The 24,486-nt window shown below is 68.1% G+C and carries 19 protein-coding genes; 15 read left to right on the top strand and 4 right to left on the bottom strand.

Going from position 1 to position 24,486, the window contains the following annotated elements; translation table 11 throughout:
* Positions 1 to 42: 42 nt before the first annotated feature.
* Complete coding sequence (iolC, locus tag DIE12_RS29975) at positions 43 to 2,001, bottom strand: bifunctional 5-dehydro-2-deoxygluconokinase/5-dehydro-2-deoxyphosphogluconate aldolase (protein WP_124523021.1); 1,959 nt, start codon at positions 1,999 to 2,001, stop codon at positions 43 to 45.
* Positions 2,002 to 2,318: 317 nt separating this feature from the next.
* On the opposite strand from iolC, the gene DIE12_RS29970 reads away from it, so the two are divergent.
* The 8 genes from DIE12_RS29970 to DIE12_RS29935 all read left to right on the top strand — a co-directional run bounded on the left by DIE12_RS29970 (position 2,319) and on the right by DIE12_RS29935 (position 11,424).
* Positions 2,319 to 3,245, top strand: a complete 927-nt coding sequence (locus tag DIE12_RS29970) for a sugar ABC transporter substrate-binding protein (protein WP_044846095.1) — start codon at positions 2,319 to 2,321, stop codon at positions 3,243 to 3,245.
* A 68-nt stretch (positions 3,246 to 3,313) separates the two neighbouring features.
* A complete protein-coding gene (locus tag DIE12_RS29965) occupies positions 3,314 to 4,888 on the top strand; it encodes a sugar ABC transporter ATP-binding protein (protein WP_044846094.1) in 1,575 nt (524 codons plus the stop codon).
* Between the two features lie 27 nt (positions 4,889 to 4,915).
* Positions 4,916 to 5,941, top strand: coding sequence for an ABC transporter permease (locus tag DIE12_RS29960; protein WP_014722872.1), 1,026 nt, complete (start codon positions 4,916 to 4,918; stop codon positions 5,939 to 5,941).
* Between the two features lie 37 nt (positions 5,942 to 5,978).
* Positions 5,979 to 6,893 carry a sugar phosphate isomerase/epimerase family protein gene (locus tag DIE12_RS29955; RefSeq protein WP_124523023.1) on the top strand — a complete coding sequence of 305 codons (915 nt, stop codon included), beginning with the start codon at positions 5,979 to 5,981 and terminating at the stop codon, positions 6,891 to 6,893.
* A 74-nt stretch (positions 6,894 to 6,967) separates the two neighbouring features.
* Positions 6,968 to 7,981: a Gfo/Idh/MocA family protein gene (locus DIE12_RS29950; protein ID WP_124523025.1), complete on the top strand. Its 1,014-nt coding sequence runs from the start codon at positions 6,968 to 6,970 to the stop codon at positions 7,979 to 7,981.
* An 85-nt stretch (positions 7,982 to 8,066) separates the two neighbouring features.
* Positions 8,067 to 8,993, top strand: coding sequence for a TIM barrel protein (locus DIE12_RS29945; RefSeq protein WP_124488954.1), 927 nt, complete (start codon positions 8,067 to 8,069; stop codon positions 8,991 to 8,993).
* Between the two features lie 66 nt (positions 8,994 to 9,059).
* Complete coding sequence (locus DIE12_RS29940) at positions 9,060 to 10,232, top strand: Gfo/Idh/MocA family protein (RefSeq protein ID WP_124488955.1); 1,173 nt, start codon at positions 9,060 to 9,062, stop codon at positions 10,230 to 10,232.
* A gap of 307 nt (positions 10,233 to 10,539) precedes the next feature.
* Positions 10,540 to 11,424 carry a MurR/RpiR family transcriptional regulator gene (locus DIE12_RS29935; protein ID WP_124488956.1) on the top strand — a complete coding sequence of 295 codons (885 nt, stop codon included), beginning with the start codon at positions 10,540 to 10,542 and terminating at the stop codon, positions 11,422 to 11,424.
* A gap of 62 nt (positions 11,425 to 11,486) precedes the next feature.
* Here the strand turns inward: DIE12_RS29935 and DIE12_RS29930 are convergent, their stop codons facing one another.
* Entirely contained in the window at positions 11,487 to 13,007 is a 1,521-nt protein-coding gene (locus tag DIE12_RS29930; protein ID WP_124523030.1) for a CoA-acylating methylmalonate-semialdehyde dehydrogenase, read from the bottom strand.
* A gap of 115 nt (positions 13,008 to 13,122) precedes the next feature.
* Between DIE12_RS29930 and DIE12_RS29925 the strand changes: the two genes are divergently transcribed.
* From DIE12_RS29925 to DIE12_RS29895, 7 genes are all read left to right on the top strand, one after another.
* On the top strand, positions 13,123 to 14,058 hold the full coding sequence (locus DIE12_RS29925) for a LysR family transcriptional regulator (RefSeq protein WP_124523032.1): 936 nt from the start codon (positions 13,123 to 13,125) through the stop codon (positions 14,056 to 14,058).
* Between the two features lie 162 nt (positions 14,059 to 14,220).
* The gene (locus DIE12_RS29920; protein ID WP_006753156.1) at positions 14,221 to 14,448 is read left to right on the top strand and encodes a sulfurtransferase TusA family protein; all 228 of its coding nucleotides are present in this window, start codon (positions 14,221 to 14,223) and stop codon (positions 14,446 to 14,448) included.
* A gap of 290 nt (positions 14,449 to 14,738) precedes the next feature.
* Positions 14,739 to 15,164, top strand: a complete 426-nt coding sequence (locus tag DIE12_RS29915; protein ID WP_124523034.1) for a peptidase — start codon at positions 14,739 to 14,741, stop codon at positions 15,162 to 15,164.
* Between the two features lie 229 nt (positions 15,165 to 15,393).
* Positions 15,394 to 16,098: a response regulator transcription factor gene (locus DIE12_RS29910; RefSeq protein WP_006402120.1), complete on the top strand. Its 705-nt coding sequence runs from the start codon at positions 15,394 to 15,396 to the stop codon at positions 16,096 to 16,098.
* Positions 16,095 to 17,456, top strand: a complete 1,362-nt coding sequence (locus DIE12_RS29905) for a FecR domain-containing protein (RefSeq protein ID WP_124523036.1) — start codon at positions 16,095 to 16,097, stop codon at positions 17,454 to 17,456. Before DIE12_RS29910 ends, DIE12_RS29905 begins: the two co-directional genes overlap by 4 nt.
* A gap of 10 nt (positions 17,457 to 17,466) precedes the next feature.
* Positions 17,467 to 19,854, top strand: coding sequence for a CHASE2 domain-containing protein (locus tag DIE12_RS29900; protein ID WP_124523038.1), 2,388 nt, complete (start codon positions 17,467 to 17,469; stop codon positions 19,852 to 19,854).
* 37 nt (positions 19,855 to 19,891) lie between these two features.
* Positions 19,892 to 20,506, top strand: a complete 615-nt coding sequence (locus DIE12_RS29895) for a DUF4136 domain-containing protein (protein WP_124523040.1) — start codon at positions 19,892 to 19,894, stop codon at positions 20,504 to 20,506.
* 59 nt (positions 20,507 to 20,565) lie between these two features.
* On the opposite strand, the gene galU is transcribed toward DIE12_RS29895, so the two are convergent.
* Positions 20,566 to 21,450, bottom strand: coding sequence for a UTP--glucose-1-phosphate uridylyltransferase GalU (galU, locus tag DIE12_RS29890; protein ID WP_124523042.1), 885 nt, complete (start codon positions 21,448 to 21,450; stop codon positions 20,566 to 20,568).
* Between the two features lie 87 nt (positions 21,451 to 21,537).
* On the bottom strand, positions 21,538 to 24,405 hold the full coding sequence (locus tag DIE12_RS29885; RefSeq protein WP_124523044.1) for a valine--tRNA ligase: 2,868 nt from the start codon (positions 24,403 to 24,405) through the stop codon (positions 21,538 to 21,540).
* Positions 24,406 to 24,486: the final 81 nt, after the last annotated feature.

Below are 24,486 nucleotides of genomic sequence, written 5' to 3'. Positions count from 1 at the left end.
TGTCGATCAGGAGGAATCGGGTGGTCATCACGGATATCTGCATCAGGCGGCTGCGGCGGCGCGCGCGGCGGTACGGCGGCCGAGCCACGCGTCGACCAGCTGCGCGAAATTGCCGGCCACTTCGTCGATCAGCGCCTGGTCGTCGATCCGGCCGGCGAGCCAGTGCAGCGACGCGTCGGCCCACAGCGTGCGGCCGACCATGAAGCCCTTGACGATCGGGTTGGTCGCCGAGCGGAAGCTGTCGACCAGATATTGCAACGGCTGGTTCAGCCCGAGGATCACCGCGCCGCGGCAGTGCGGGTCGCGTTCGGCCACCAGCGTCTCGAGCCGCGCCCAGCCGTCGGCGCTCATCGGCGCGAGCTTCCACCACTCCGGCATCACGCCGAGGTTGTAGAAGCGCGCGACCGTGCGCAGCACCGCGTCGTCCTCGGTGCCGGGCGGCGTGACCGCGCGCGGCGGAATGATTTCCAGCAGCAGCTCGTTGCCGCTCGCGCGCGTGGCTTCCCACAGCTCCAGCACGCGCTGCTCCTGCGCGACGCGCAGGTCGACGTCGTCGTCGGGGTGGTAGTGGACGAGGCACTTCACGACCTGTTCGGTCGGCCAGTGCGTGAGCGACGAGCCGACCGAGCGCGTGTCGTCGAAGCACAGCGGCCGCGAGCCGGGCAGCTCGACCGGGCGGCCGACCCACCAGCCGCGGCCGGTGGCCGACGCGAGCGCGTCGCGGCCATATGCGCCGCCGTCGATCAGCACGCCGACGTGGCCTTCGATCCGGCGATCGCGCTCGACCTGTTCGGCCGCGCGCACGAGCAGGCGCTTGAGCGTCTTGATCCGTGCTTCGTCCGCGCCGGCCTGCACCGCGAGCTCGTAGAACTGGCTGCGATGGTCGAACGCCATCACGCACAGGTCGTCCCATGCGCGGCGCGGCACCGTCACGCGATGCAGGTGCGCGAGCGCGCGATCGGCGTCCACCTGCGGATTGCGGCTGCCGCCGAACCAGTGCGCGAGCTCGGCCGGCGTCGGCATCGCGGCCGAGCACGCGTGGCGCGACACGACGATCGCGCCGCACGCGTTCGCGATGCGCGTCGCTTGCGCCCAGCCGTGCCCGCGCAGCAGCCCGGACAGCAGGCCCGACAGGAATGCGTCGCCCGCGCCCAGCACGTTCAGGACTTCGACGCGTTCGCCGTGGAAGGTCGGCGCATCGTCGATGTGCGCGGGGATGTCGCCCTCGATCACGCAGCAGCCGAGCGCGCCGCGCTTGACCACCAGCACCGCGCCGCTCGCGCGGCGCACGGCCTGCAGCGACGCGATCAGGTCGTGAGGCACGCCGCCCGCGATCAGGAATTCCTCCTCGGTGCCGACCAGCAGGTCGAACTCGCCGAGCACCTGCTGCAGTTGCCGCGTGACCTGCGCGTCGGGCACGTAGCGGTTCTCGCCCGCGCCGCGCGCGGTCAGCCCCCACAGCACCGGCCGGTAGTCGATGTCGAGGATCCGCACGACGCCGTGGCGGCGCGCGTAGCCGAGCGCGGTCAGCGACGCCTCGCGGGTGCCCGGCGTCGAAAGATGGGTGCCGGTGATCGCGAGCGCGCGGCAGCCGGCGATGAAATCCTCGCGGATCTCGTCGGCGCGCACGGCCATGTCCGCGCAGTTCTCGCGCACGAACAGCAGCGGGAACGTGTCGCGATCCTTCAGCCCGAGCAGCACGAGCGCGGTCAGGCGTTCCGGATCGGTCTGCAGCTGGCTCGTGTCGCAGCCTTCGCGCTCGAGCGTCTCGCGCACGAAGCGGCCCATCTGCTCGTCGCCGACGCGCGAGATCATCGCGGTCTTCAGCCCGAGCCGGGCGACGCCGAACGCGACGTTGCCCGACGAGCCGCCGAGATACATCTGGAAGCTGCGCGCATCCTCCAGGCGGCTGCCGTACTGTTGCGCGTAAAGGTCCACGGCGACGCGGCCGAGGCAGGCGAGATCGATGGGGCGGTCAGTCGGAAAGTTCAACGGGCTCATATCACGTATCACGCTCGCGGCCGGCGTTCGACCCTGCCGGCGGATTGAGGGACCGATCCTGCGACGGTGGTCCGTCACGTGCGCGGCACGACACGGGAACGCCTGCCGCAAGGAATCGGGCTACGGAACGGAGTCTAGACTTTTTGGAAATCCAGTTCCCTAGGTGAAATCACGTAGAAATAAATTTCCAAATTTTCGAAGAAGTGATCTACAGTTTCATCCGGATGCTTCAGTCCGAATCGGATCCGATCGGACTCGGCCCGGCGGCGCGCAACGCGCCGTTTTTCCGCCCCCGGAGATGAGGAGACAGAGTGATCATGAAGACCAAGCTGATGGCCGCCGCGGCCGCCGCAATCCTGGCCATGCCGCTCGCGCATGCCGAGAAGATCGGCGTGACGATGGCATCGTTCGACGACACGTTCCTGACGATCCTGCGCAACAGCATCGGCGATGCGGCGAAGAAGGACGGCGCGACCGTGCAGATCGAGGACGGCGGCAACGACGTCGGCAAGCAGTTGAGCCAGGTCCAGAACATGATCGCGCAGAAGGTCGACGCGATCATCGTGAATGCGGTCGACACCGACGCGACGCCGAAGATCACCAAGATGGTGACCGCCGCGAAGATTCCGCTCGTCTACGTGAACCGCAAGCCGGTCGATTTCGACAAGCTGCCGGCCGGCGTCGCCGTGGTCGCCTCCGACGAGAAACAGTCGGGCACGCTGCAGGCGCGCCAGGTGTGCAAGCTGCTCGGCGGCAAGGGCGACATCCTGGTGCTGATGGGCGAGCTGTCCAACGAGTCGGCGCGCGCGCGCACCAAGGACATCGAGGACGTGATCGCGACCAAGGACTGTGCCGGCATGAAGATCGTCGACAAGCGCGAAGGCAAGTGGAGCCGCACGCAGGGCCAGGACATCACGATGAACTGGCTGAGCTCCGGGACGAAGTTCGACGCGATCGTGTCGAACAACGACGAAATGGCGATCGGCGCGATCAACGCGCTGAAGGCCGCGCGCAAGCTGACGCCGAAGACGGTCGTCGCGGGCATCGACGCGACGCCGGACGGGCTCGCGGCGATGAAGAGCGGCGAGCTGAAGGTGTCGGTGTACCAGAACGCGGCCGGGCAGGGCGCGCAGGCCGTCGCGGCCGCGCTCAAGCTGGCGAAGAAGCAGCCCGTCGAGCGCTTCGTGAACGTGCCGTTCGAACTCGTCACGCCGGAGAACATGAACCAGTACGCGAAGCACTGACCGGTTTTTCCGCTGAACTGCGCGGGCCCGGCGTGTCCGGGTTCGCGTGTGACTTTCGAGGAACGTCCATGTTTACAGCCAGGATGGCGCGCTCGATGGCGAGCGAAAGCGCGCCGGCCGCCTCGTCCGCCGCACCGGGTTCGTCCGGTGTGCCCGCCGCCGACTGCGTGCTCGAGGTGCGCGGCGTCGGCAAGTCGTTTCCCGGCGTCGTCGCGCTCGACGGCGTGCAGTTCCGCGTGCGGCGCGGCACCGTGCATGCGCTGATGGGCGAGAACGGCGCCGGCAAGTCGACGCTGATGAAGATCATCGCCGGCGTCTACACGCCCGACCAGGGCGAGATCCTGATCAACGGCGAGCCCGTCGTGCTGAACGGCCCGCTCGACGCGCTCGATCGCGGGATCGCGATGATCCACCAGGAACTCAACCTGATGCCGTACATGACGGTCGCGGAGAACATCTGGATCCGCCGCGAACCGAAGAACCGCTTCGGCCTGATCGATCACGCCGAGCTGCGCCGCCGCACCGCCGCGCTGTTCGAGCGGCTGTCGATCGACATCGACCCGGAAGCCGACGTGCGCACGCTGACGGTCGCGAGCCGCCAGATGGTCGAGATCGCGAAGGCCGTGTCGTTCGACTCCGACGTGCTGATCATGGACGAGCCGACTTCCGCGCTGACCGACAAGGAGGTCACGCACCTGTTCCGCATCATTCGCCAGCTGCGCGAGCAGGGCAAGGGCATCGTCTACATCACGCACAAGATGAACGAGCTGTTCGAGATCGCCGACGAGTTCTCGGTGTTCCGCGACGGCAAGTACATCGGCACGCACGCGTCGAGCGACGTCACGCGCGACGACATCATCCGGATGATGGTCGGCCGCGAGATCACGCAGATGTTCCCGAAGGAGGAGGTGCCGATCGGCGACGTCGTGCTGGCCGTGAAGAACCTCGGCGTCGACGGGGTGTTCCGCGACGTCAGCTTCGAGCTGCGCGCGGGCGAGATCCTCGGCGTCGCGGGCCTCGTCGGCTCGGGGCGCTCGAACGTCGCGGAGGCGCTGTTCGGCGTCGTGCCGGCCACCTCCGGCGAGATCCTGATCGACGGCAAGCCGGTGCGCATCGCCACGCCCGCGCAGGCGATGAAGCACGGGATGGCGTTCCTCACCGAGGACCGCAAGGACACCGGCTGCTTCCTGAATCTCGACCTGCTCGCGAACATGGAAGCGGCGGTGCTCAGCAACCGCTACGTGAAGTTCAATTTCGTGCGGCAGGCGCAGTTGAAACGCGACTGCGAGGAAATGAGCCGGATGCTGCGCGTGAAGACGCCCGGGCTGCACGAGGAAATCCAGAACCTGTCGGGCGGCAACCAGCAGAAGGTGCTGATCGGCAGATGGTTGCTCACGCAACCGCGCATCCTGATCCTCGACGAGCCGACCCGCGGGATCGACGTCGGCGCGAAGGCCGAGATCCACCGGCTCGTCAGCGCGCTCGCCGGCAAGGGCGTCGCGGTGCTGATGATCTCGTCGGAGATGCCGGAGGTGCTCGGCATGAGCGATCGCGTGATGGTGATGCACGAAGGCCGGATGACCGGCATCGTCGAACGCAAGGACGCCGACCAGGTCCGCATCATGGACCTGGCCTCGCGCTGAGCCGCAACAAGCATGGAGACAACTGAAATGGGCAACCTGAATCCGGTCGCGGACGCGCAGTCCATGACGATCAAGACGCGGCACGCGAAGTGGCCGCCCGAACTGAGCATCTTCCTGGTGCTGGTGGGCATCAGCCTGTTCTTCGAGGTGATCGGCTGGCTCGTCGTCGGGCAGAGCTTCCTGTTCAACGCGGAGCGGCTCGAGATCATCGTGCTGCAGATGGCCGTGATCGGCATCATCGCGGTCGGCGTGAACCTCGTGATCATCACGAGCGGGATCGACCTGTCGTCGGGGTCGGTCGTCGCGGCGGCGGCGGTCGTGTCGGCCAGCCTCGCGCAGGTGTCCGATTTTCCGCGCGCGGTGTTCCCGCACCTGACCGACCTGCCGATCATCTGGCCGGTGCTGGCCGGCGTGTGCGTCGGGCTGCTGGTCGGCCTGCTGAACGGCTCGCTGATCGCGCTGACGGGCATCCCGCCGTTCATCGCGACGCTCGGCACGATGGTGGCCGCGCGCGGCTTCGCGAAGTGGTTCACCAACGGGATGCCGGTATCGATGCTGACCGACCAGTTCGCGGCGATCGGCGCGGGCGCGAATCCGGTGATCATCTTCGTCGTGGTGGCCGCGATCTTCCACGTCGTGCTGCGCTACACGCGCTTCGGCAAGTACACGTATGCGATCGGCGCGAATCGCCACGCGGCCGTCGTGTCGGGCATCAACGTGACACGCCATCTGGTGTTCGTCTACGCGATTGCGGGCCTGCTGAGCGGGATCGCCGGCACCGTGACGGCCGCGCGCGCGATCTCCGGCCAGTCGGGCATGGGCGTGATGTACGAGCTCGACGCGATCGCGGCCGTCGTGATCGGCGGCACGTCGCTGTCGGGCGGCCTCGGGCGCGTGACGGGCACCGTGATCGGCGTGCTGATCCTCGGCGTGATGACGTCGGGCTTCACGTTCATCCGGATCGACGCGTACTACCAGGAGATGGTCAAGGGCGCGATCATCGTCGCGGCCGTGATCGCCGACCAGTATCGCAACAAGAAGTCGCGCCGCTGACCGGCCGAGATCGAACACACAACCGATCGGGAAGAAAATGAAGATCGCTTTGGATCCCTACATGATTCGCCACCTTCCGCTCGACCGGCTGCCGCACGCGGTGGCCGAGCTCGGCTACGACCAGATCGAGCTGTCGCCGCGCAGCGACTTTCTCGACTGGTGGGTGATGCCGCGCGCGACGCGCGAGCGCATGGCCGCGTTCCGGCAAGCGTTGCGCGCAAGCGGCGTGGGCCTTGCGTCGCTGCAGCCGATGTACCGCTGGGCCAGCCCGTTCGATGACGAGCGGCAGTGGGCGGTGCGCTGCTGGAAGAAGGCGATCGAGGTCGCGATCGAGATGGAATGCCCGCTGATGGTGTCCGAATTCGGGCGCGGCGCGTCGCCGGAGCGCTCGGTCGGCGAACGACCGGGCGCGAACCCGAAGGAGCTGTGCGAAGCCGCGTGGTTCCGTTCGATGGACGAGCTGCTGCCGATCCTCGAGCGCGAACGCATCGTGCTGTCGGTCGAGCCGCATCCGGAAGACTGGATCGAGCAGCTGCAGCCGGCGATCGACATCGTCACGAACATCGGCTCGCCGTCGCTGAAGCTGTCGTACATCGCGCCGCACACGTTCTATTACGGCGACGACATGGCCGCGATGATCGCGACCGCCGCGCCGATCCTCGCGCACGTGCGCGTGGCCGACACGTTCGATCACCGCAAGAGCAGCCAGCTGCGCTACATCGTGAACCCGCCGGGCTCGAACCAGATCCGCGTGCACCAGCATCTCGACATCGGGCAGGGCGAGATCGACTGGGACGTGTTTTTCCGCGCACTCGGCAGCGCCGGCTTCGACGGCGTGATGTCGTCGTGCGTGTTCGCGTGGGAGGACCGCGCGGAAGCGTCGTCGCGCTACATGCGCGACACGATCCAGCGCTACGTCGAACGCCATTTCGAACGGGCGGCCGCGCGCTGACCCGTTTTGGAACCATTGCCGACCGGCGCGGCACGGGCCGCGCCGTCGTTGAACCAGAGACTGGAGATATCCGGATGACCTTGCAAATCGGCGTGATCGGCTGCGGCGCGATCGGCCAGGACCATATCCGCAGGCTCACGCGCACGCTGTCCGGCGCGCGCGTGGTTGCCGTCAACGACATCGATCCGCAGCAGGCGCGCGACGCGGTGACGAAGTACGGGCTCGACGCGGAAATCTACGGCGACGGCCACGAAGTGGTCGCGGCAGCCGACGTAGAGGCCGTGCTCGTCACGTCGTGGGGGCCGACGCACGAGGCGTTCGTGCTCGACGCGATCGCGCACGGCAAGCCGGTGTTCTGCGAGAAGCCTTTGGCCGTCACGGCCGACGGCTGCATGCGGATCGTCGAAGCCGAGGTCGCGCACGGCCGCCGGCTCGTGCAGGTCGGCTTCATGCGTCCGTACGACGAAGGCTATCGCGCGCTCAAGCGCGTGATCGACGGCGGCGAGATCGGCGCGCCGCTGATGCTGCATTGCGCGCACCGCAACCAGTCGGTCGGCGAGCGCTATACGACCGACATGGCGATCACCGACACGCTGATCCACGAGCTCGACGTGCTGCGCTGGCTGCTCGGCGAGGACTATGCGAGCGCGCAGGTCGTCTATCCGAAGAAGACGCGCCATGCGTCCGCGCATCTCGCCGATCCGCAGATCGTGCTGCTCGAAACCGCGAGCGGCGTGCGCATCGACGTCGAGATCTTCGTGAATTGCCAATACGGCTACGACATCCAGTGCGAGGTGGTCGGCGAGAACGGCATCGCGAAGCTGCCCGATCCGCCCGCGGTCGGGCTCAAGCACGCGGCGCGGCAGTCGGTCGAGATCATGACCGACTGGAAGGAGCGCTTCATCGCGTCGTACGACGTCGAGCTGCAGGCGTTCATCGACGGCGTGCGGCAGGGTGCGCTGACCGGGCCGTCCGCGTGGGACGGCTATGCGGCGGCGGTCGCGGCCGACGCGTGCGTGCGCGCGCAGCAGAGCGGGGCGGTCGAGCCGATCGCGATGGCCGAACGCCCGGCGTTCTATCGCGGCTGAACCGGCTGAACACGCCGACACCGGGCCGCGTGTCCACGCGGCCATGCTCGCGGCCGCGCGCCGCTTTCCTGCTGGACTGACCGACATGACGATGAAGATTGGCTGCGCGCCCTGCTGCTGGGGCGTCGACGACGTGAAGAACCCGCACCTGCCGCCGTGGCGGCAGGTGCTCGCCGAGGCCGCGCAGGCCGGCTATTCGGGCATCGAGCTCGGGCCGTACGGCTACATCCCGCTCGAGCTCGACGTGGTGAGCGCCGAGCTCGAGCGGCAGCGTTTGAGCATCACCGCCGGCACGATCTTCGACGACCTGGTGTCGCCGGAGAATCTCCCGAACCTGCTGCGCCAGACGCGCGAGATCTGCGCGCTGATCACGCGCTTGCCGAAGCTGCCGACGCAGCCGGGCCAGCGCCATGCGGCGCCGTATCTGGTCGTGATGGACTGGGGGCACGACGAACGCGACTACGCGGCCGGCCACGCCGATCGCGCGCCGCGCCTGTCCGCCGAACGCTGGGCGCGCATGGTCGACCACATTCGCGAAATCGCGACGATCGCGCGCGACGAATTCGGCGTGCGCGCGGTGATCCATCCGCATGCGGGCGGCTACATCGAGTTCGCGGACGAGATCGACCGGATCGTCGCCGACGTCGCGGCCGATACGGCGGGCCTCTGTCTCGACACCGGCCACCTTTACTACTCGGGGATGGATCCCGAGACATGGCTGCGCCGTCACGCGGCGCGGCTCGACTACGTGCATTTCAAGGATATCGACGCGGCCGTGTACGACGCGGTGATGGGCGAACACATCGCCTTCTTCGCGGCGTGCGCGCGTGGCGTGATGTGCCCGATCGGCACCGGCGTGCTCGACTACCGCGCGATCCGTCGCGCGCTCGACGACATCGGCTATGCGGGATACATCACGATCGAACAGGAGCGCGATCCGCGCAATGCCGGCACGAGCCTGCGCGACGTCGCGGCGAGCCGCGAGTTTCTCGCATCGGCCGGGTTCGCGTAATCGGCCGTCGGCCCGACCCTCTGCACACACTTTGAACACCTGAACACGGACAGGAACACGACAATCATGATCGACGGACAGATTCTGCTCGGACATTCGATTCCCTGGGGCATGGTCGGCGGCGGGCTCGGCAGCCAGATCGGCTACAGCCACCGGTCGGCCGCATTGCGAGACGGCAGCTTCCAGCTCGTTGCCGGCGCATTCGACATCGATGCCGAACGCGGGCGGCAATTCGGCGTGAAGCTCGGTGTCGACGCCGGGCGCTGCTATCCCGACTACCGGACGATGTTCGACGCCGAGGCGAAGCGTGCCGACGGCATCCGCGCGGTGTCGATCGCGACGCCGAACAACACGCACTTCGAAATTTGTCGCGCGGCGCTGAACGCGGGGCTGCACGTCGTCTGCGAAAAGCCGCTGTGCTTCACGACCGAGGAGGCCGAGGCGCTGCAGCGGCTGTCGGTCGAGAAGAACCGCATCGTCGGCGTCGCGTACGGCTATTCCGGACACCAGATGATCGAGCAGGCGCGCGAAATGATCGCGCGCGGCGATCTCGGCGAGATCCGCATCGTGCAGATGCAGTTCGCGCACGGCTTTCACAGCGAGGGCGTCGAAGCCGCGAGCGCCGCCGCGCGCTGGCGCGTCGACCCGAAGTTCGCGGGGCCGAGCTACGTGCTCGGCGACATCGGCACGCATCCGCTGTACATCTCCGAAGTGATGGCGCCGGAACTGCGGATCAAACGGCTGATGTGCTCGCGGCAGAGCTTCGTGAAGAGTCGCGCGCCGCTCGAGGACAACGCGTTCACGATCATGGAATACGACACGGGCGCGATCGGCTACGTGTGGTCGAGCGCGGTGAACGCGGGCTCGATGCACGGGCAGAAGGTGCGCGTGATCGGCTCGAAGGCGAGCGTCGAATGGTGGGACGAACATCCGAACCAGTTGCGCTACGAGATACAGGGGCAGCCCGCGCAGGTGCTCGATCGCGGAATGGGCTATCTGCATCCGCACGCATTGCGCGAGGACCGCATCGGCGCCGGGCATCCGGAAGGGCTGTTCGAAGCGTGGTCGAATCTGTACGCGCGCTTCGCGCTCGCGATGGACGCGGCCGATCGCGGCGACGCGCAGGCGTTGAAGAGCATCCGCTTTCCGGATGTCCATGCGGGCGTCGAAGGCGTGCGGTGGGTCGAGAACTGCGTGCGGTCCGCCGATGCGGGCGGCGTATGGGTCGACTATCGGTGAGCCAGCGGCGGCCGATGCGCGGCGTCGGCCGGCGGCCCAGGGCGGCTGCCGGCGACCCTCGGCGTCACCGTTCGCATCGGCGTCGGTAGACGCCCTAATCTTTACGGCTCGGCGACGGCGTTGGAAAATCGTTTCCATTCCGGCCGTGGAGCGTGTGTAGGTGATGATCGAGCGCGTGGGAGCGAGCGTGCGGCGCGGGCCGTGCCGCAAACGTGATTAAATTCGCCCTTCATGCATGTCCATAGGTGAGTCCCGGGCGCACGCGCAGGCGGCGCGCGGATCGGGGCCGTCAACTTCGCGCTATCCGATGAGTTCATCCGAGAAACCACCCGCCACCGTCGAGGCGTTCCTGCAGCATCTGACGCAGGAGTACGACGGCCTCAGCAATCGCCTGAAGGTGATTGCGCGTCACGTGGAAACGCATCGGGACCAGCTGGGCCTGGAAGGCATCCAGTCGCTCGCGGAGGCGTGCGGCGTGCAGCCGTCGGCCGTCGTCCGGTTCGCGAAGCATTTCGGCTTTTCGGGCTTCTCCGAGATGCAGCGGCTGTTCCGCGAGGGGCTGGCCCAGCAGATCGCGCCGGGCCGCGCGTACAACCTGCGGCTGCGCGACGTGATCGAATCGGGCGAGTCGAGCCTGCAGCCCGAGCAGATCGCCGACGAATTCATCAAGGGCAGCATTGCCGGCATGCAGCAGCTGCGGCAGACGCTCGACCCGCACGCGCTCGCACGGGCCGTCGACCTGCTCGCCGACACGCAGGCGATCTGGATCGCCGGCTCGCGCCGCGCGTTTCCGATCGCCGTGTATCTCGACTATGCGCTGCAGCACACCGACAAGCGCATCGGCCTGTTCAGCGCGCTCGGCAGCATGCATCTCGGCCAGATCCGCTCGGTGCGCGAGGGCGACGTGATGATCGTGATCTCGTTCATGCCGTACGCGGAAGAGACGGTGCAGGTCGCGCAGCAGGCCGTGCAGCGCGGCGCGCGCCTGATCGCGATCACCGACAGCCGGATGAGCCCGCTCGCGCGCGAGGCCGAGGTGACGCTGATGGTGCAGGACAGCGAGACGTTCGGGTTCCGTGCGCTGACCGCGACGATGGGCCTCGCGCAGAGCCTGTTCGTCGCGCTCGCGTACCGGCTCGAGCTGTCGTACCTGCCGACCGCCGACGGCGTACACGGTACGCAGGCCGGCTGACGCCGGCCTTCGATTCGCCGGCCGCCCGCGCATTCCATCGCCGGGCGGCGCGTCGACCCCGCTTACTTCGCGGTCGGCATCGCGAATTCGGCGCCCTTGCCGATGCTCGACGCCCAGCGCTGCATCACCGACTTCTGGCGCGTGTAGAAGCGCACGCCTTCCTCGCCGTACGCGTGCATGTCGCCGAACAGGCTCTTCTTCCAGCCGCCGAAGCCGTGCCAGGCCATCGGCACCGGAATCGGCACGTTGATGCCGACCATGCCGACCTGGATGCGCCGCGCGAATTCGCGCGCGATGCCGCCGTCGCTCGTGAAGCATGCGACGCCGTTGCCGAATTCGTGTGCGTTGATCAGGTCGACCGCTTCCCCGAAGTCCTTCACGCGCACGCAGCCGAGCACCGGCCCGAAGATCTCTTCCTTGTAGATGCGCATGTCGGGGCTCACGTGATCGAACAGCGTGCCGCCGGTGAAGAAGCCTTCCTCGCGGCCCGGCACGCGCAGCCCGCGGCCGTCGACCACCAGTTGCGCGCCTTCGCTGACGCCTTGCTCGATATAACCTTCGATGCGCTTGAGCGCGTCGCCGGTGACGATCGGGCCCATCTCGACTTCCGGCGACATCCCGTCGCCGATCACCAGCTTGCGCGCGCGCTCGGCGACCAACGGCACGATCTTGTCGGCCACGTCGCCGACCAGCACCGCGATGCTGATCGCCATGCAGCGTTCGCCGGCCGAGCCGTACGCGGCGCCGATCAGCGCGTCGACCGCCTGCTCGATGTTCGCGTCCGGCATCACGACGAGATGGTTCTTCGCGCCGCCGAGCGCCTGCACGCGCTTGCCCGACTGCACCGCGCGCTGCTGCACGTAGGCCGCGATCGGCGTCGAGCCGACGAAGCTGACGGCCTGCACGTCCGGGTGGTCGAGGAGCGCATCGACCGCGCCCTTGTCGCCCTGCACGACGTTGAACACGCCGGCGGGCAGGCCTGCCTGCGTGAGCAGGTCCGCGATGAACAGCGCCGCCGACGGGTCGCGTTCGCTCGGCTTCAGCACGAACGTGTTGCCCGTCGCGAGCGCGACCGGGAACATCCAGCACGGCACCATGCACGGGAAGTTGAACGGCGTGATACCCGCGACGACGCCGAGCGGCTGGCGCATCGTCCAGTTGTCGATGCCGGTGCTGACCTGGTCGGTGAAGTCGCCCTTCAGCAGTTGCGGCACGCCGCATGCGAATTCGATGATGTCGATGCCGCGCGCGACTTCGCCCTGCGCATCCGAGAACACCTTGCCGTGCTCGGCCGTGATGATGGCGGCCAGCGTGTCGCGGTGTTCGTTCATCAACTGCAGGAAGCGGTGCAGCACGCGGGCGCGGCGGATCGGCGGCGTGTCGGCCCAGGCCGGGAACGCCGCACGGGCGGACGCGACGGCGCGCTGCACTTCGTCGTCGCCGGCGAGCGCGACGCGGCGCACCGCGCGGCCGAGCGCCGGATTGAAGACGTCCTGGAAGCGGCCGCTGCGGCCGGCGACGGGTGCGCCGTCGATGTAGTGGCCGACGTCGGCGTCGGACGTATAGGCGGGAACCGTGGTCATGCGTGTCTCCTGGGGATGGGAATGGGGATGGACGGAACCTAGTCTAGGCAAAGCGGCGGGCCGGGAGAAGGCCGCGCAGCTTGATTCACTGTTCAGAATTCTGAATAATCGACGGATGAATCAGCAAAATGTCCAGGCGCTCTGGCCGCATATCCACTCGCTGACGGTCCTCGCCGCGGCCGGCAGTTTCACGGCTGCCGCGCAGCGGCTCGGCATCAGCAAGGCCGCGATGAGCCAGCGCATCGCCGATCTCGAGAAGGCGGCCGGCGTGCCGCTCGTGCGGCGCACGACGCGCAGCGTGCGGCTCACCGACGCCGGGCAGACGCTGGTCGACAGCACGCGCGACGCGTTCGAATCGATCGGCCAGCACTTCGCGCGCGTGAAGGAGCTCGCCGGCGAGCCGCGCGGGCTGCTGCGCGTGACGGCGCCGGTCGCGCTCGGGCGCCAGCAGGTCGTGCCGCACCTGCCCGATTTCCTGCGGCAGCACCCGGGCGTGCACATCGAACTCGACCTGTCCGACCGGCTGCATTCGCTGACGCAGGAGGGCTTCGACCTCGCGATCCGCCATACGACGACCGCGCCGCAAACCCACGTCGCGTGGAAGCTGTGCGACACGCGTTCGCTGCTGGTCGCGAGCCGCGACTACCTCGACGCGCGCGGTGCGCCGCGCCACCCGAGCGAACTCGTCGACCACAGCTGCCTGTGCTACCTGCGCGACAACGAACCGGCCGCCTGGAGCTTCGAGCCGGACGGCCGGCGGCGCCAGCGCGTGAGCGTGCCGGTGCGCGGCAGCTTCGCGGCCAACAACAGCGAGGCGATGCGCGAGGCCGCGCTCGGCGGGCTCGGCATCGCGCTGCTGCCGGATTTCAGCGCGCAGCGCGATCTCGACGCCGGCCGGCTCGTCGCGCTGCTGGACGGCTGGCGGCCGTCGGGCGCGTTCGGCGACCACATCTTCGCGCTGCGGCCGTACAGCCCGGTCGTGCCGAGCGCGGTGCGCGCGCTCGTGCGGCACCTGCGCGAGCGGCTCGCGGGCGGGTTCTCGGGCGCCTGACGGGCGCTCGGCGGGCGCTTGGCATGACGAGCGCGTGCCGAGCGCGGGCGCGCCGCGTCGCGCGGCCGGGCCCGGGCCGCGCGGGCAGGGGCGGCCGCGCTGCGGTAAAATCGCCGCTTCCTCCCGCGCCCGTGTGGCGCGTCATTCGAAGGTCGACAGCCGATGCAGATTCACAAGGAAGTGGACGCGCGCGGGCTCAATTGCCCGTTGCCGATCCTGCGCGCCAAGAAAGCGCTCGCCGATATGGAGAGCGGGCAGATCCTCAAGGTGCTCGCGACCGATCCGGGTTCGCAGCGCGATTTCGCCGCGTTCGCGAAGCAGACGGGCAACGAGATCGTCGAAGTGACGACGCAGGACAAGACCTTCGTGTTCCTGATGCGCCGCCGCTGACGGCCCGCATCTCGCGCCCCTTGCGGCGCCCGCTCGCGCACCGCCCGCTGCGGTCCGCCGCGCCAACGGCGCGACACGAGCGCCAGCACAGACCCTCGCCCAGGCGCCTGTTCCATGGGAAAGCGCTTGTCTGACGCCTCTGACAATTCTTAAACCTCGCCGCACGACCGGCTGCGTATACTGACCCGGCCGGTCGTCCGTCTCGGATGGATGCACCGGCCACGGTACGTCATACGAGGCGGGCACGGGGGCCATGCCTGACGCTGCCGTCGTACAAACGGGGAGAGGACATGTCCTTCAGACCAGGGACCATTCGAAGTCCGTCCGCAGCGGAATGCATCGCGCCCGCACGTGCGGCGGGGTTGAGCCGGATCGAGCTCGACCCGCAACGGGATCGCCACGCGCGTGCCGCGCTCGAGGCGTATGCCGATTCGGCGGCGGCCGAGATGCCGTGGCTGGCCGAATCGCTCGACGAACGGCTGCGCGGCGCCGCGCAGGACGACGGCGCGGGCTTCACGTATTGCGGCGCGACGATCGGGCGCGTGTTCGATCTCGCGCAGGCGTGGGCGGCGAGCCAGCCCGACTATGCGGCGCCGGCGTGGGAGCGCGTGCGCAGCCAGCTGGAGCGGATGCTGGGGCAGCCCACGCTGGGGCAGCCCATGCTGGGGCAGCCGGAGGCGCCGCCAGTTGCGCGACGGGAAGGATTATTCGAATAAAGGACCGTAGTCCGCGCAATTTCTTGGCGAATTTCATACTACTATGATGAAATCGCCGGTTCGTCCGTGCCCTGTTTTTGAGATGGGTTGCCGGGGCGCCGTATCGCGCAGGTTGCGCGCTCGGCAAACGACGGCTCGCCGGCCGGTGTCGGACGCCGCGCGCATGCTGTGCGGCGGGATGAGTGCGGGGAGCTGAACTGGACGAATCGATTTCGATTTGCGGGGTGCTATGAGAATTGCTGTACTGGATGATGATCCGGCCCAGACGGATTTCGTCAGTCAAACGCTGACGGCCGCCGGCCACACGTGCTATGCGTTCAAGGAAGGCAAGGCCCTGAAGAAGCGTCTGCAGCGCGAGACGTTCGATCTGCTCGTGCTCGACTGGAACGTGCCAGACATGTCCGGCGAGGAAGTGCTCAAGTGGGTGCGTGCGAACCAGACCGAGCACAGCCTGCCGATCATCTTCATGACGAGCCGCGACGACGAGGCGGGGATCACGCAGATCCTCAACGCCGGCGCGGACGATTACGTGGTCAAGCCCGTGTCGGGTCCGATCCTGCGCGCGCGCATCGGCTCGCTGCTGCGCCGCGCGTATCCGGTCAACGCGGAGGCGACCGTTCGCGAGTTCGACCAGTTCCGCTTCGACGTGAACCTGAAGCAGGCCTATGTCGGCGACAAGGCCGTGAGCCTCACGCAGAAGGAATTCGAGCTCGCGCTGCTGCTGTTCCAGCACCTCGACCGGCCGCTGTCGCGCGCGCACATTCTCGATCTCGTGTGGAAGCAGGCGACCGACATCCCGTCGCGCACGATGGACACGCACATCTCGATGCTGCGCACGAAGCTCGGCCTGCGGCCGGAAAACGGCTATCGCCTCGCGCCGATCTACGGCTACGGCTACCGGCTCGAGCGGGTCGGCCAGGGAGAGCCGGAGTGACCCGGCGCATCACGCAGCGCACGGCGAGCCTGCGCACGGCGGCACTGCATGCGGCGTACGCGGTCGCGTTTGCGTTCGCGGCGCAGCAGGCCGTCGCGCAGCCGAGCGCTGCCGCGGGCAAGATGGTCGTCTACCGCACGCATGCCGGCGACACGCTGTACGACGTCGCCGCGCGCTACCTGCAGGGCCCGGACGACTGGCAGTTGCTGCAACGGATCAACGGCGTGCCTGCGCCGAAACACCTGCAGCCCGACATCGCGCTGAAGCTGCCGGTCGCACGGCTGCGCAAGGAAAAGCTGACCGCGCGCGTCGTCGCGGTGCAGGGCACGGCCGAGCGCGCGTCCGGCGGCGCGTACGCGCCGCTCGTGAACGATGCGACGCTGACCGAGGGCGACCGCGTGCGCACGGGCGCGAACGGTTTCCTGACGCTCGAACTGGCCGACGGCACGCACATGAGCCTGCCGCCCGACAGCCAGCTCGACCTGAAGACCTTGCGCCGCACCGTGCTGACCGGCACGCTCGATCGCGAGTTCGAGCTCACGCGCGGTTCGGTCGACAGCGAGGTCACGCATCTGAAGAAGGGCGACGACCGCTTCCAGATCCGCTCGCCGTCGGTCGTGGCCGGTGTACGCGGCACGCGGTTCCGCGTGAACTACGACGCCGCCGGCAACGCGGCGACGCGTGTCGAGGTGCTCGACGGCACCGTCGGCGTCGCGGGCAAGCAGCAGCCGGCCGACCCGACGCTCGTGCATGCGAACTTCGGCAGCGTCACGACGTCGTCCGGCGCGGTCGGCGCACCCGTGCAGCTGCTGCCGGCGCCCACGCTCACGCATCCGGACAAGGTGCAGGACGAGCCCGACCTCACGTTCGACGTCGCGCCGCTCGAGCATGCGCATGCCTATCACCTGCAACTCGCGCGCGACGCGGGCATGCTCGAACTGTTCAGCGAAACGCGCACGGTCTCGTCGCGCGCGGTGTTCCGCGAGGTGCCGAACGGCACGTACTTCGTCCGGATTTCCGCGATCGACGACAACGGCCTCGAAGGCATGCCGCACATTTACGCGTTCGAGCGGCGCCTGATGGGGCTCGATGCGAGCGCGTCGCCCGGCCCGGATGGCTACGAGTTCCGCTGGGCGCCGAACGACGCGGCCAAGGACGCGCGTTATCGGTTCGTGCTGTCGCGCTCGAAGGACCTGCGCGCGCCGGTCGTCGACCAGATGGGCCTGCACGCGCGCCGGATCACGGTCGCCCACCTGCCGCCCGGCGACTACTACTGGGCGGTGACGGTCGAGGAGTTCGAGGGCGGCAAGTTCTATCAGAAGACGAGTCCGGTCAGCGCGTTCACGTTGTCGCGCTGACCGGCGGCGCATGAAAACCGACTCCGTTTCCCCGCGGCGGCGCCTCGGCCGCCGCTTCCTGATCGAGTGGATCGCGATCGGCTGCCTCGGGATCGCGGTGATTCTCGCGTGCGCGCTCGGCCGGTTGTCGTCGAGCGTCGACGGGCTGATCTACGACCGGCTGCTGATGCTGCGCAGCCTGCCGCTGTCGCCCGACGTCGTCGTCGTCGACATCGACAACCAGAGCGTGTCCGCACTCGGCCGCTGGCCGTGGCCGCGCAGCGTGCACGCGCGGCTGCTCGACACGCTGGCGCGTGCGCAGCCGGCCGCGGTCGTCTACGACGTGCTGTTTACCGAGCAGTCGCCGGAGGATCGCGCGTTCGCCGACGCCATGGCCCGTGTGCCGACCTTCCTGCCCGTCTTGCTGAGCCCCGAACAGGCGGACGGCACGCGCACCGTCGATCCGCCGGTGGCGGAGTTGTCGGCGCGCACGATGGGGCTCGGCCACATCAATCTCGAAGTCGATCCCGACGGCATCGTGCGTAGCGTCGCGCTGTTCGAAAGCGACGGCCGCGTGCGCTGGCCGCAGCTGATGGTGCCCGTCTACCGTGCGATCCAGGCCGGCCGGCTGCATCCGGTCGGCGGCACGCCCGGCGCGCAAGCGCACGACCTGTCGCGCGACGCGACCGGCGACGGCCGCTACCTGATTCCGTTCAGCCGCAACACGCCCGCGTATCCGACGCTGTCGTTCGACGACGTGCTCGAAGGGCGCGTGAAACCCGACGCGCTGCGCGGCAAGATCGTCGTCGTCGGCGTGACGGCGTCGGGCCTCTACGACCGCTTCGCGACGCCGGTGTCGGGCGACTTCGGTCCGCTCGCCGGCGTGTACATCCATGCGAACGTGCTCGACATGCTGACGACCGGCAGCGCGATCCTGCCTGCGTCGCGTGCCGGACTCTTCGCCGCATCGCTGCTGCCGCTCGCCGTGCTGCTGGGCGGCTTCCTGATGCTGTCGCCATGGCGTGCGCTGCTGCTGACGCTGAGCCTGGCCGCGCTGGCCGTCGTCGCGAGCCTGGCGCTGCTGTTCGAGGCGCGCATGTGGCTGTCGCCCGCGCCGGCCATCTTCGGGCTGGTCGCCGTCTACCCGATCTGGAACTGGCGGCGCCTGGAAATGACGATGTCGTACCTGCGCCGCGAGCTGCAGCGGCTCGCCGACGAGCCGCACCTGCTGCCCGAGGCGCCGCGCACGCGCAGCGTCGGCGGCGACGTGCTCGAACGGCAGATGGCGCTGATGGCGCAGGCCGCGCAGCGCGTGCAGGACATGAAGCGTTTCGTGTGGGACAGCCTCGACAGCATGCCGGAGCCGATCTTCGTCACCGACCTGGCCGGCACCGTGCTGATCGCGAACCATGCGGCGAAGCGCTACGGTTCGCGGCTCGCGCTGCCGGTGCCGGAAGGGCGGCCGCTGCGCGCCGCGCTCGGCGAGCTGACCTTCATGAAGACCGTCGACGGCAACGCCGAACACGACGTCACGATCCGCGCACACTGGCCGGCCGCGCTCGATCCGACGCTCGGGGCTGAAGACGAAGCGATGGCGCGCGGCATCGAGGTGCGCGATCGCGACGGGCTCGACCATCTGTTACGCTACGCCCCGTGTACGAACGCGCAGGGCCGCGTGACGGGCTGGATCGCCGGTCTCGTCGACGTGACCGAGCTGCACGCGGCCGAGCGGCAGCGCGAGGAGGCGCTGCACCTGCTGTCGCACGACATGCGCTCGCCGCAGTCGTCGATCCTCGCGCTCGTCGAGATCGAGCGCGATCGCGTCGAAACCGACGCGATGCGCGGGCTGCTCGCGCGGATCGAGCGCTATGCGCACCGTGCGCTGTCGCTCGCCGACGAGTTCGTGCAGCTGGCGCGCGCGGAGTCGCAGGCTTACCAGCTCGAACCGACGAGCCTGGTCGACGTGCTGATCGACGCGAGCGACGAAGTCTGGCCGCAGGCGCAGGCAAAGCGCATCCGCATCGAGACCGACGTCGGGACCGACATGTGCTGGACGCGCGCCGACCGCTCACTGATCACGCGCGCGTTCGTCAACCTGCTGAACAACGCAGTCAAATACAGTCCGTCCGACACGGTGATCGCGTGTACGCTGACGGTCGAGCATGCATCGAAGCGGATCTTCTGTACGATTCGCGATCAGGGGTACGGCATCGCGCCGGAAGATCTGCAGCATCTGTTCGAGCGTTTCAAGCGGTTCCATGCCGGCGAGCGGCCCGAAATCTCGGGTTCCGGGCTCGGCATGGCATTCGTGAAGACGGTCGTCACGCGCCACGGCGGCAGCGTGACGGTCGACAGCGAAGTGGGTGTCGGCACCGCGGTGACGGTGTCGCTGCCCGCGATCGACGAGCCGTCCGCCTGACAGGGCCGGGCACGACGGCAGGCATTTGGGGGAAGTCATGAGAAAGGAATGGGCAGCGGCCGCGCTGGCGGCGTCGCTGTTGACGGGTTGCGCCGGCGTCACGACCGGCGTGAGCGCGCTCGGGCAGCCGAATGCGTTCGCATCCGGTGCGCACGGCTACGATTTCGTTCGCACGGCCGCTCAGGTCGACGATGCCGAATACCGGCAGATCGAGACGCTCGTGCGCGACGAGCTCGCGCATCGCGGCTTCGACGCGCAGCCTGGCCAGGCCGCGCGCTACCGGCTGTCGATCGCGTATGCGACGCAGCCGGCGTCGGTCGCGGCGACGGCCGACCGGTGCGGCGCGGCAAGCAGCGCGTGCGTGACCGTCGACGGACCGGCGCCGTTCGCACTGCCGTTCGCGGGCAAGGTGTACCGCCACGTGCTGACGCTGCGTTTCGTCGATGCGACGACGGGCGCCGACGTCTATCGCGTGTCGGCGTCGCTGCGCGATCGCGATGCGCTCACGCAGCAGGCCGCGCCGACGCTCGTGAAGAGCGCGCTCGCGAAGCTGCCGTTCGAGCAGGGCGACGGCTGGCTCGTGAAGACGAAAAAAGACGACGCGGGCGCAATGCCGGGCGTCGTCTCGGTGAAGCCGGCCGCTACGCGCTGACGCGCCGGCCGTGAGGCGAGGGCGGCCCGCCGGGGAGGCGAGGCCGGCCCGTGCCGCGTTCAGGCAGCCGGTTGCCCGTTGCCGCGCGCACGCAGGTATGCGTCGAACTCGGTGCCGACTTCCGGGTGGCGCAGCGCGAACTCGACCGTCGCCTTCAGGTAGCCGAGCTTGCTGCCGCAGTCATAGCGCGTGCCCTGGTACTTGTAGGCCAGCACCTGTTCGTCGGCGAGCAGCGCCTGGATCGCGTCGGTGAGCTGCAACTCGCCGCCCGCGCCCGGCTTCAGCGCACGCAGGTGTTCGAAGATCCGCGGCTTCAGGATGTAGCGGCCGACCACGCCGAGGTTCGACGGTGCGACTTCCGGCTCCGGTTTCTCGACGATCGCCGACATCTTGACGATCGACTCTTCCCACTCCTTGCCGTCGACGATGCCGTACGACTTCGTCTCCGACGGCGGGATCTCTTCCACGCCGATCACCGAGCTGTGATAGTGATCGAACACGTCGACCATCTGCTTCATCACGGGCGGGTTGCCGTCGAGCAGGTCGTCGGCGAGGATCACCGCGAACGGGTTGTCGGCGACGAGCTTCTCCGCGCACAGCACCGCATGGCCGAGGCCGAGCGCTTCCGGCTGGCGCACGTAGAAGCAGTCGACATGGCTCGGCTTGATGCTGCGCACGAGCTCGAGCAGCTTTTCCTTGCCGCGCGCCTCGAGTTCGGCCTCGACCTCGTACGACTTGTCGAAGTGATCCTCGATCGCGCGCTTGCTGCGCCCGGTCACGAAGATCATCTCGGTGATGCCCGCGGCGATCGCTTCCTCGACTGCGTACTGGATCAGCGGCTTGTCGACGACGGGCAGCATTTCCTTCGGGCTCGCCTTCGTTGCCGGGAGGAACCGCGTGCCGAGACCGGCAACGGGGAATACCGCCTTGGTGACTTTCAACATGATCGAACCTTTATTTCTGTAATCGACTTGTCAGACAGCCTATGTTCACGTTCCGATTATAGTGAACGCAAACGACCTTACCGTTTGTTACGCAGGCAACCGATCGAGCTGAGCGCGCAGTTTTTCCAGCGTGCTCTGGAATTCGGCGACGCGCTTCTGCTCCTGCTCGACCACGGCCGGCGGGGCTTTCGCGACGAACGCCTCGTTGCCGAGCTTCGCATTGCACTTCGCGATCTCGCCCGTCAGGCGCGCGATTTCCTTCGACAGGCGCTCGCGTTCGGCCGCGACGTCGATTTCCACCTTCAGCACCAGCTTGTTCGGGCCCACGATCGCGATCGGCGCGCCGTGCGCTTCCTTGTCGAGGGTCGCTTCGTCGGCCAGGATCTGCACTTCCGACAGGCGCGCGAGCGCCTGCACGTACGGGGCGAACGAGCGCAGGCGCTCGACATCGCCGGCCGCGAGCAGCGGCACCTTGGTCGCCGGCGACAGGTTCATCTCGCCGCGCAGGTTGCGGCACGCGTCGACGATCGCCTTCAGGTCGGCCGCCCATTGTTCGGACGCCTCGTCGATCTTCTGCAGGTTCGCGACCGGATACGCCTGCGTCATCAGCGACGCTTCGCCCTCGGCCTTGCCTTGCGGATAACGGCCGGCGAGCGGCGCGACCTTCTGCCAGAGCGCTTCGGTGATGAACGGGATGATCGGGTGCGCGAGGCGCAGCACCGTTTCCAGCACGCGCAGCAGCGTGCGGCGCGTCGCGCGCTGCTGTTCCGGCGTGCCGTTCTGGATCTGCACCTTCGCGAGTTCGAGGTACCAGTCGCAGTACTCGTCCCACACGAACTTGTAGATGCTGGTCGCGATGTTGTCGAAGCGGTAATCGGCGAAGCCCTTCGCGATGTCGGCCTCGGTGCGCTGCAGGAGCGACACGATCCAGCGGTCGGCCGCCGAGAAGTCGAGGTAGCCGCCGGGGCCGCAGTCGCCCGCGCCGCACACTTCCGGCTTGTCGGTGCCGCAGTCGTGGCCTTCGCAGTTCATCAGCACGAAGCGCGTCGCGTTCCACAGCTTGTTGCAGAAGTTGCGATAGCCTTCGCAGCGCGCGAGGTCGAAGTTCACGTTGCGGCCGAGCGTCGCCATCGACGCCATCGTGAAGCGCAGCGCGTCGGTGCCGAACGCGGCGATGCCGTCCGGGAATTCCTTGCGCGTCTTCTTCTCGATTGTCGCGGCCTGCTTCGGGTTCATCAGGCCGGTCGTGCGCTTCGCGACCAGCGTTTCGAGGTCGATGCCGTCGACGATGTCGATCGGGTCGAGCGTGTTGCCCTTGCTCTTCGACATCTTCTGGCCTTCCGCGTCGCGCACGAGGCCGTGCACGTAGACGGTGTGGAACGGCACCTTGCCGGTGAAGTGCGTCGTCATCATCACCATCCGGGCGACCCAGAAGAAGATGATGTCGAAGCCGGTGACGAGCACCGACGACGGCAGGAAGTGCTGGAGTTCAGGCGTTTCGTTCGGCCAGCCGAGCGACGAGAACGGCACGAGCGCCGACGAGAACCACGTGTCGAGCACGTCCTCGTCGCGCTTCAGCGCGCCGGTGTAGCCCTTCGCGGCGGCCTGCGCGCGCGCCTCTTGCTCGTCGCGCGCGACGAACACCTCGCCGTTCTCGCCGTACCAGGCGGGAATCTGGTGGCCCCACCAGAGCTGGCGCGAGATGCACCAGTCCTGGATGTTCTCGAGCCACTGGTAGTAGGTGGTCGTCCAGTTTTCCGGCACGAACTTGATCTGGCCGCTGCGCACGACGTCGAGCGACGTTTCGGTGATCGACTTGCCCGGGTTGAACGTGCCTTCCGGCGCCGGCTTCGTCATCGCGACGAACCACTGGTCGGTCAGCATCGGCTCGATCACGACGCCCGTGCGGTCGCCGCGCGGCACCATCAGCTTGTGCGGCTTCACGGAGTCGAGGAAGCCCTCCGCATCGAGGTCGGCGACGATCGCACGGCGCGCGTCGAAGCGGTCGAGGCCGCGATACTGCTCGGGGCCGTTGTCATTGATCTTCGCGTCGAGCGTCAGGATCTCGATCGGCGCGAGGTTGTGGCGCAGGCCGACCTGGTAGTCGTTGAAGTCGTGCGCGGGCGTGACCTTCACGACGCCCGTGCCGAACTCGCGGTCGACGTAGTCGTCGGCGATCACCGGGATCTCGCGGCCCGTCAGCGGCAGCGTGACGAGCTTGCCGATCAGGTGCGCGTAGCGCTCGTCTTCCGGGTGGACCATCAGCGCGACGTCGCCGAGCATCGTTTCCGGACGCGTGGTCGCGACGGTCAGCGAGCCCGAACCGTCGACGAGCGGGTAGCGGATGTGCCACAGGTGGCCGTTTTCCTCCTCGCTCGCGACTTCGAGATCCGACACCGCGGTGAGCAGCACCGGATCCCAGTTCACGAGGCGCTTGCCGCGGTAGATCAGGCCCTGTTCGTAGAGCGTGACGAACACGTCGCGCACGGCGGCCGACATCTTGTCGTCCATCGTGAAATATTCGCGCGACCAGTCGGTCGACGCGCCGAGGCGGCGCACCTGGCCCGTGATCGTCGAGCCGGACTGCTGCTTCCACTCCCACACGCGCTCGACGAACTTCTCGCGGCCGAGGTCATGGCGCGATACGCCCTGCGCGTCGAGCTGGCGCTCGACGACGATCTGGGTCGCGATCCCCGCGTGGTCGGTGCCGGGCACCCACAGCGTGTTCTCGCCGAGCATCCGGTGGTAGCGGGCGAGGCCGTCCATGATCGTCTGGTTGAACGCGTGGCCCATGTGCAGCGTGCCGGTGACGTTCGGCGGCGGCAGCTGGATCGCGAAATCGGGACGCGCCGGGTCGAATGCCGGGGCGGCATAGCCGCGTTTTTCCCACTCCGGCCCCCATTGGGACTCGATGGTGTGGGGCTCGAAACTCTTCGCAAGCGTGCTGTCGCTCATGGTTGGAAATCTGCCGAAAAATGCGTGAATTGGATGCCGAATCTGACAATTATAAATGGATGCACATCGGCCAGCCATCGC

The sequence above is a fragment of the Burkholderia sp. Bp9015 genome (assembly GCF_003853505.1).
GTDB lineage: Bacteria > Pseudomonadota > Gammaproteobacteria > Burkholderiales > Burkholderiaceae > Burkholderia.
Note: the sequence above shows the minus strand (reverse complement) of the source record. Positions and strands in the feature narration are given on the sequence as shown.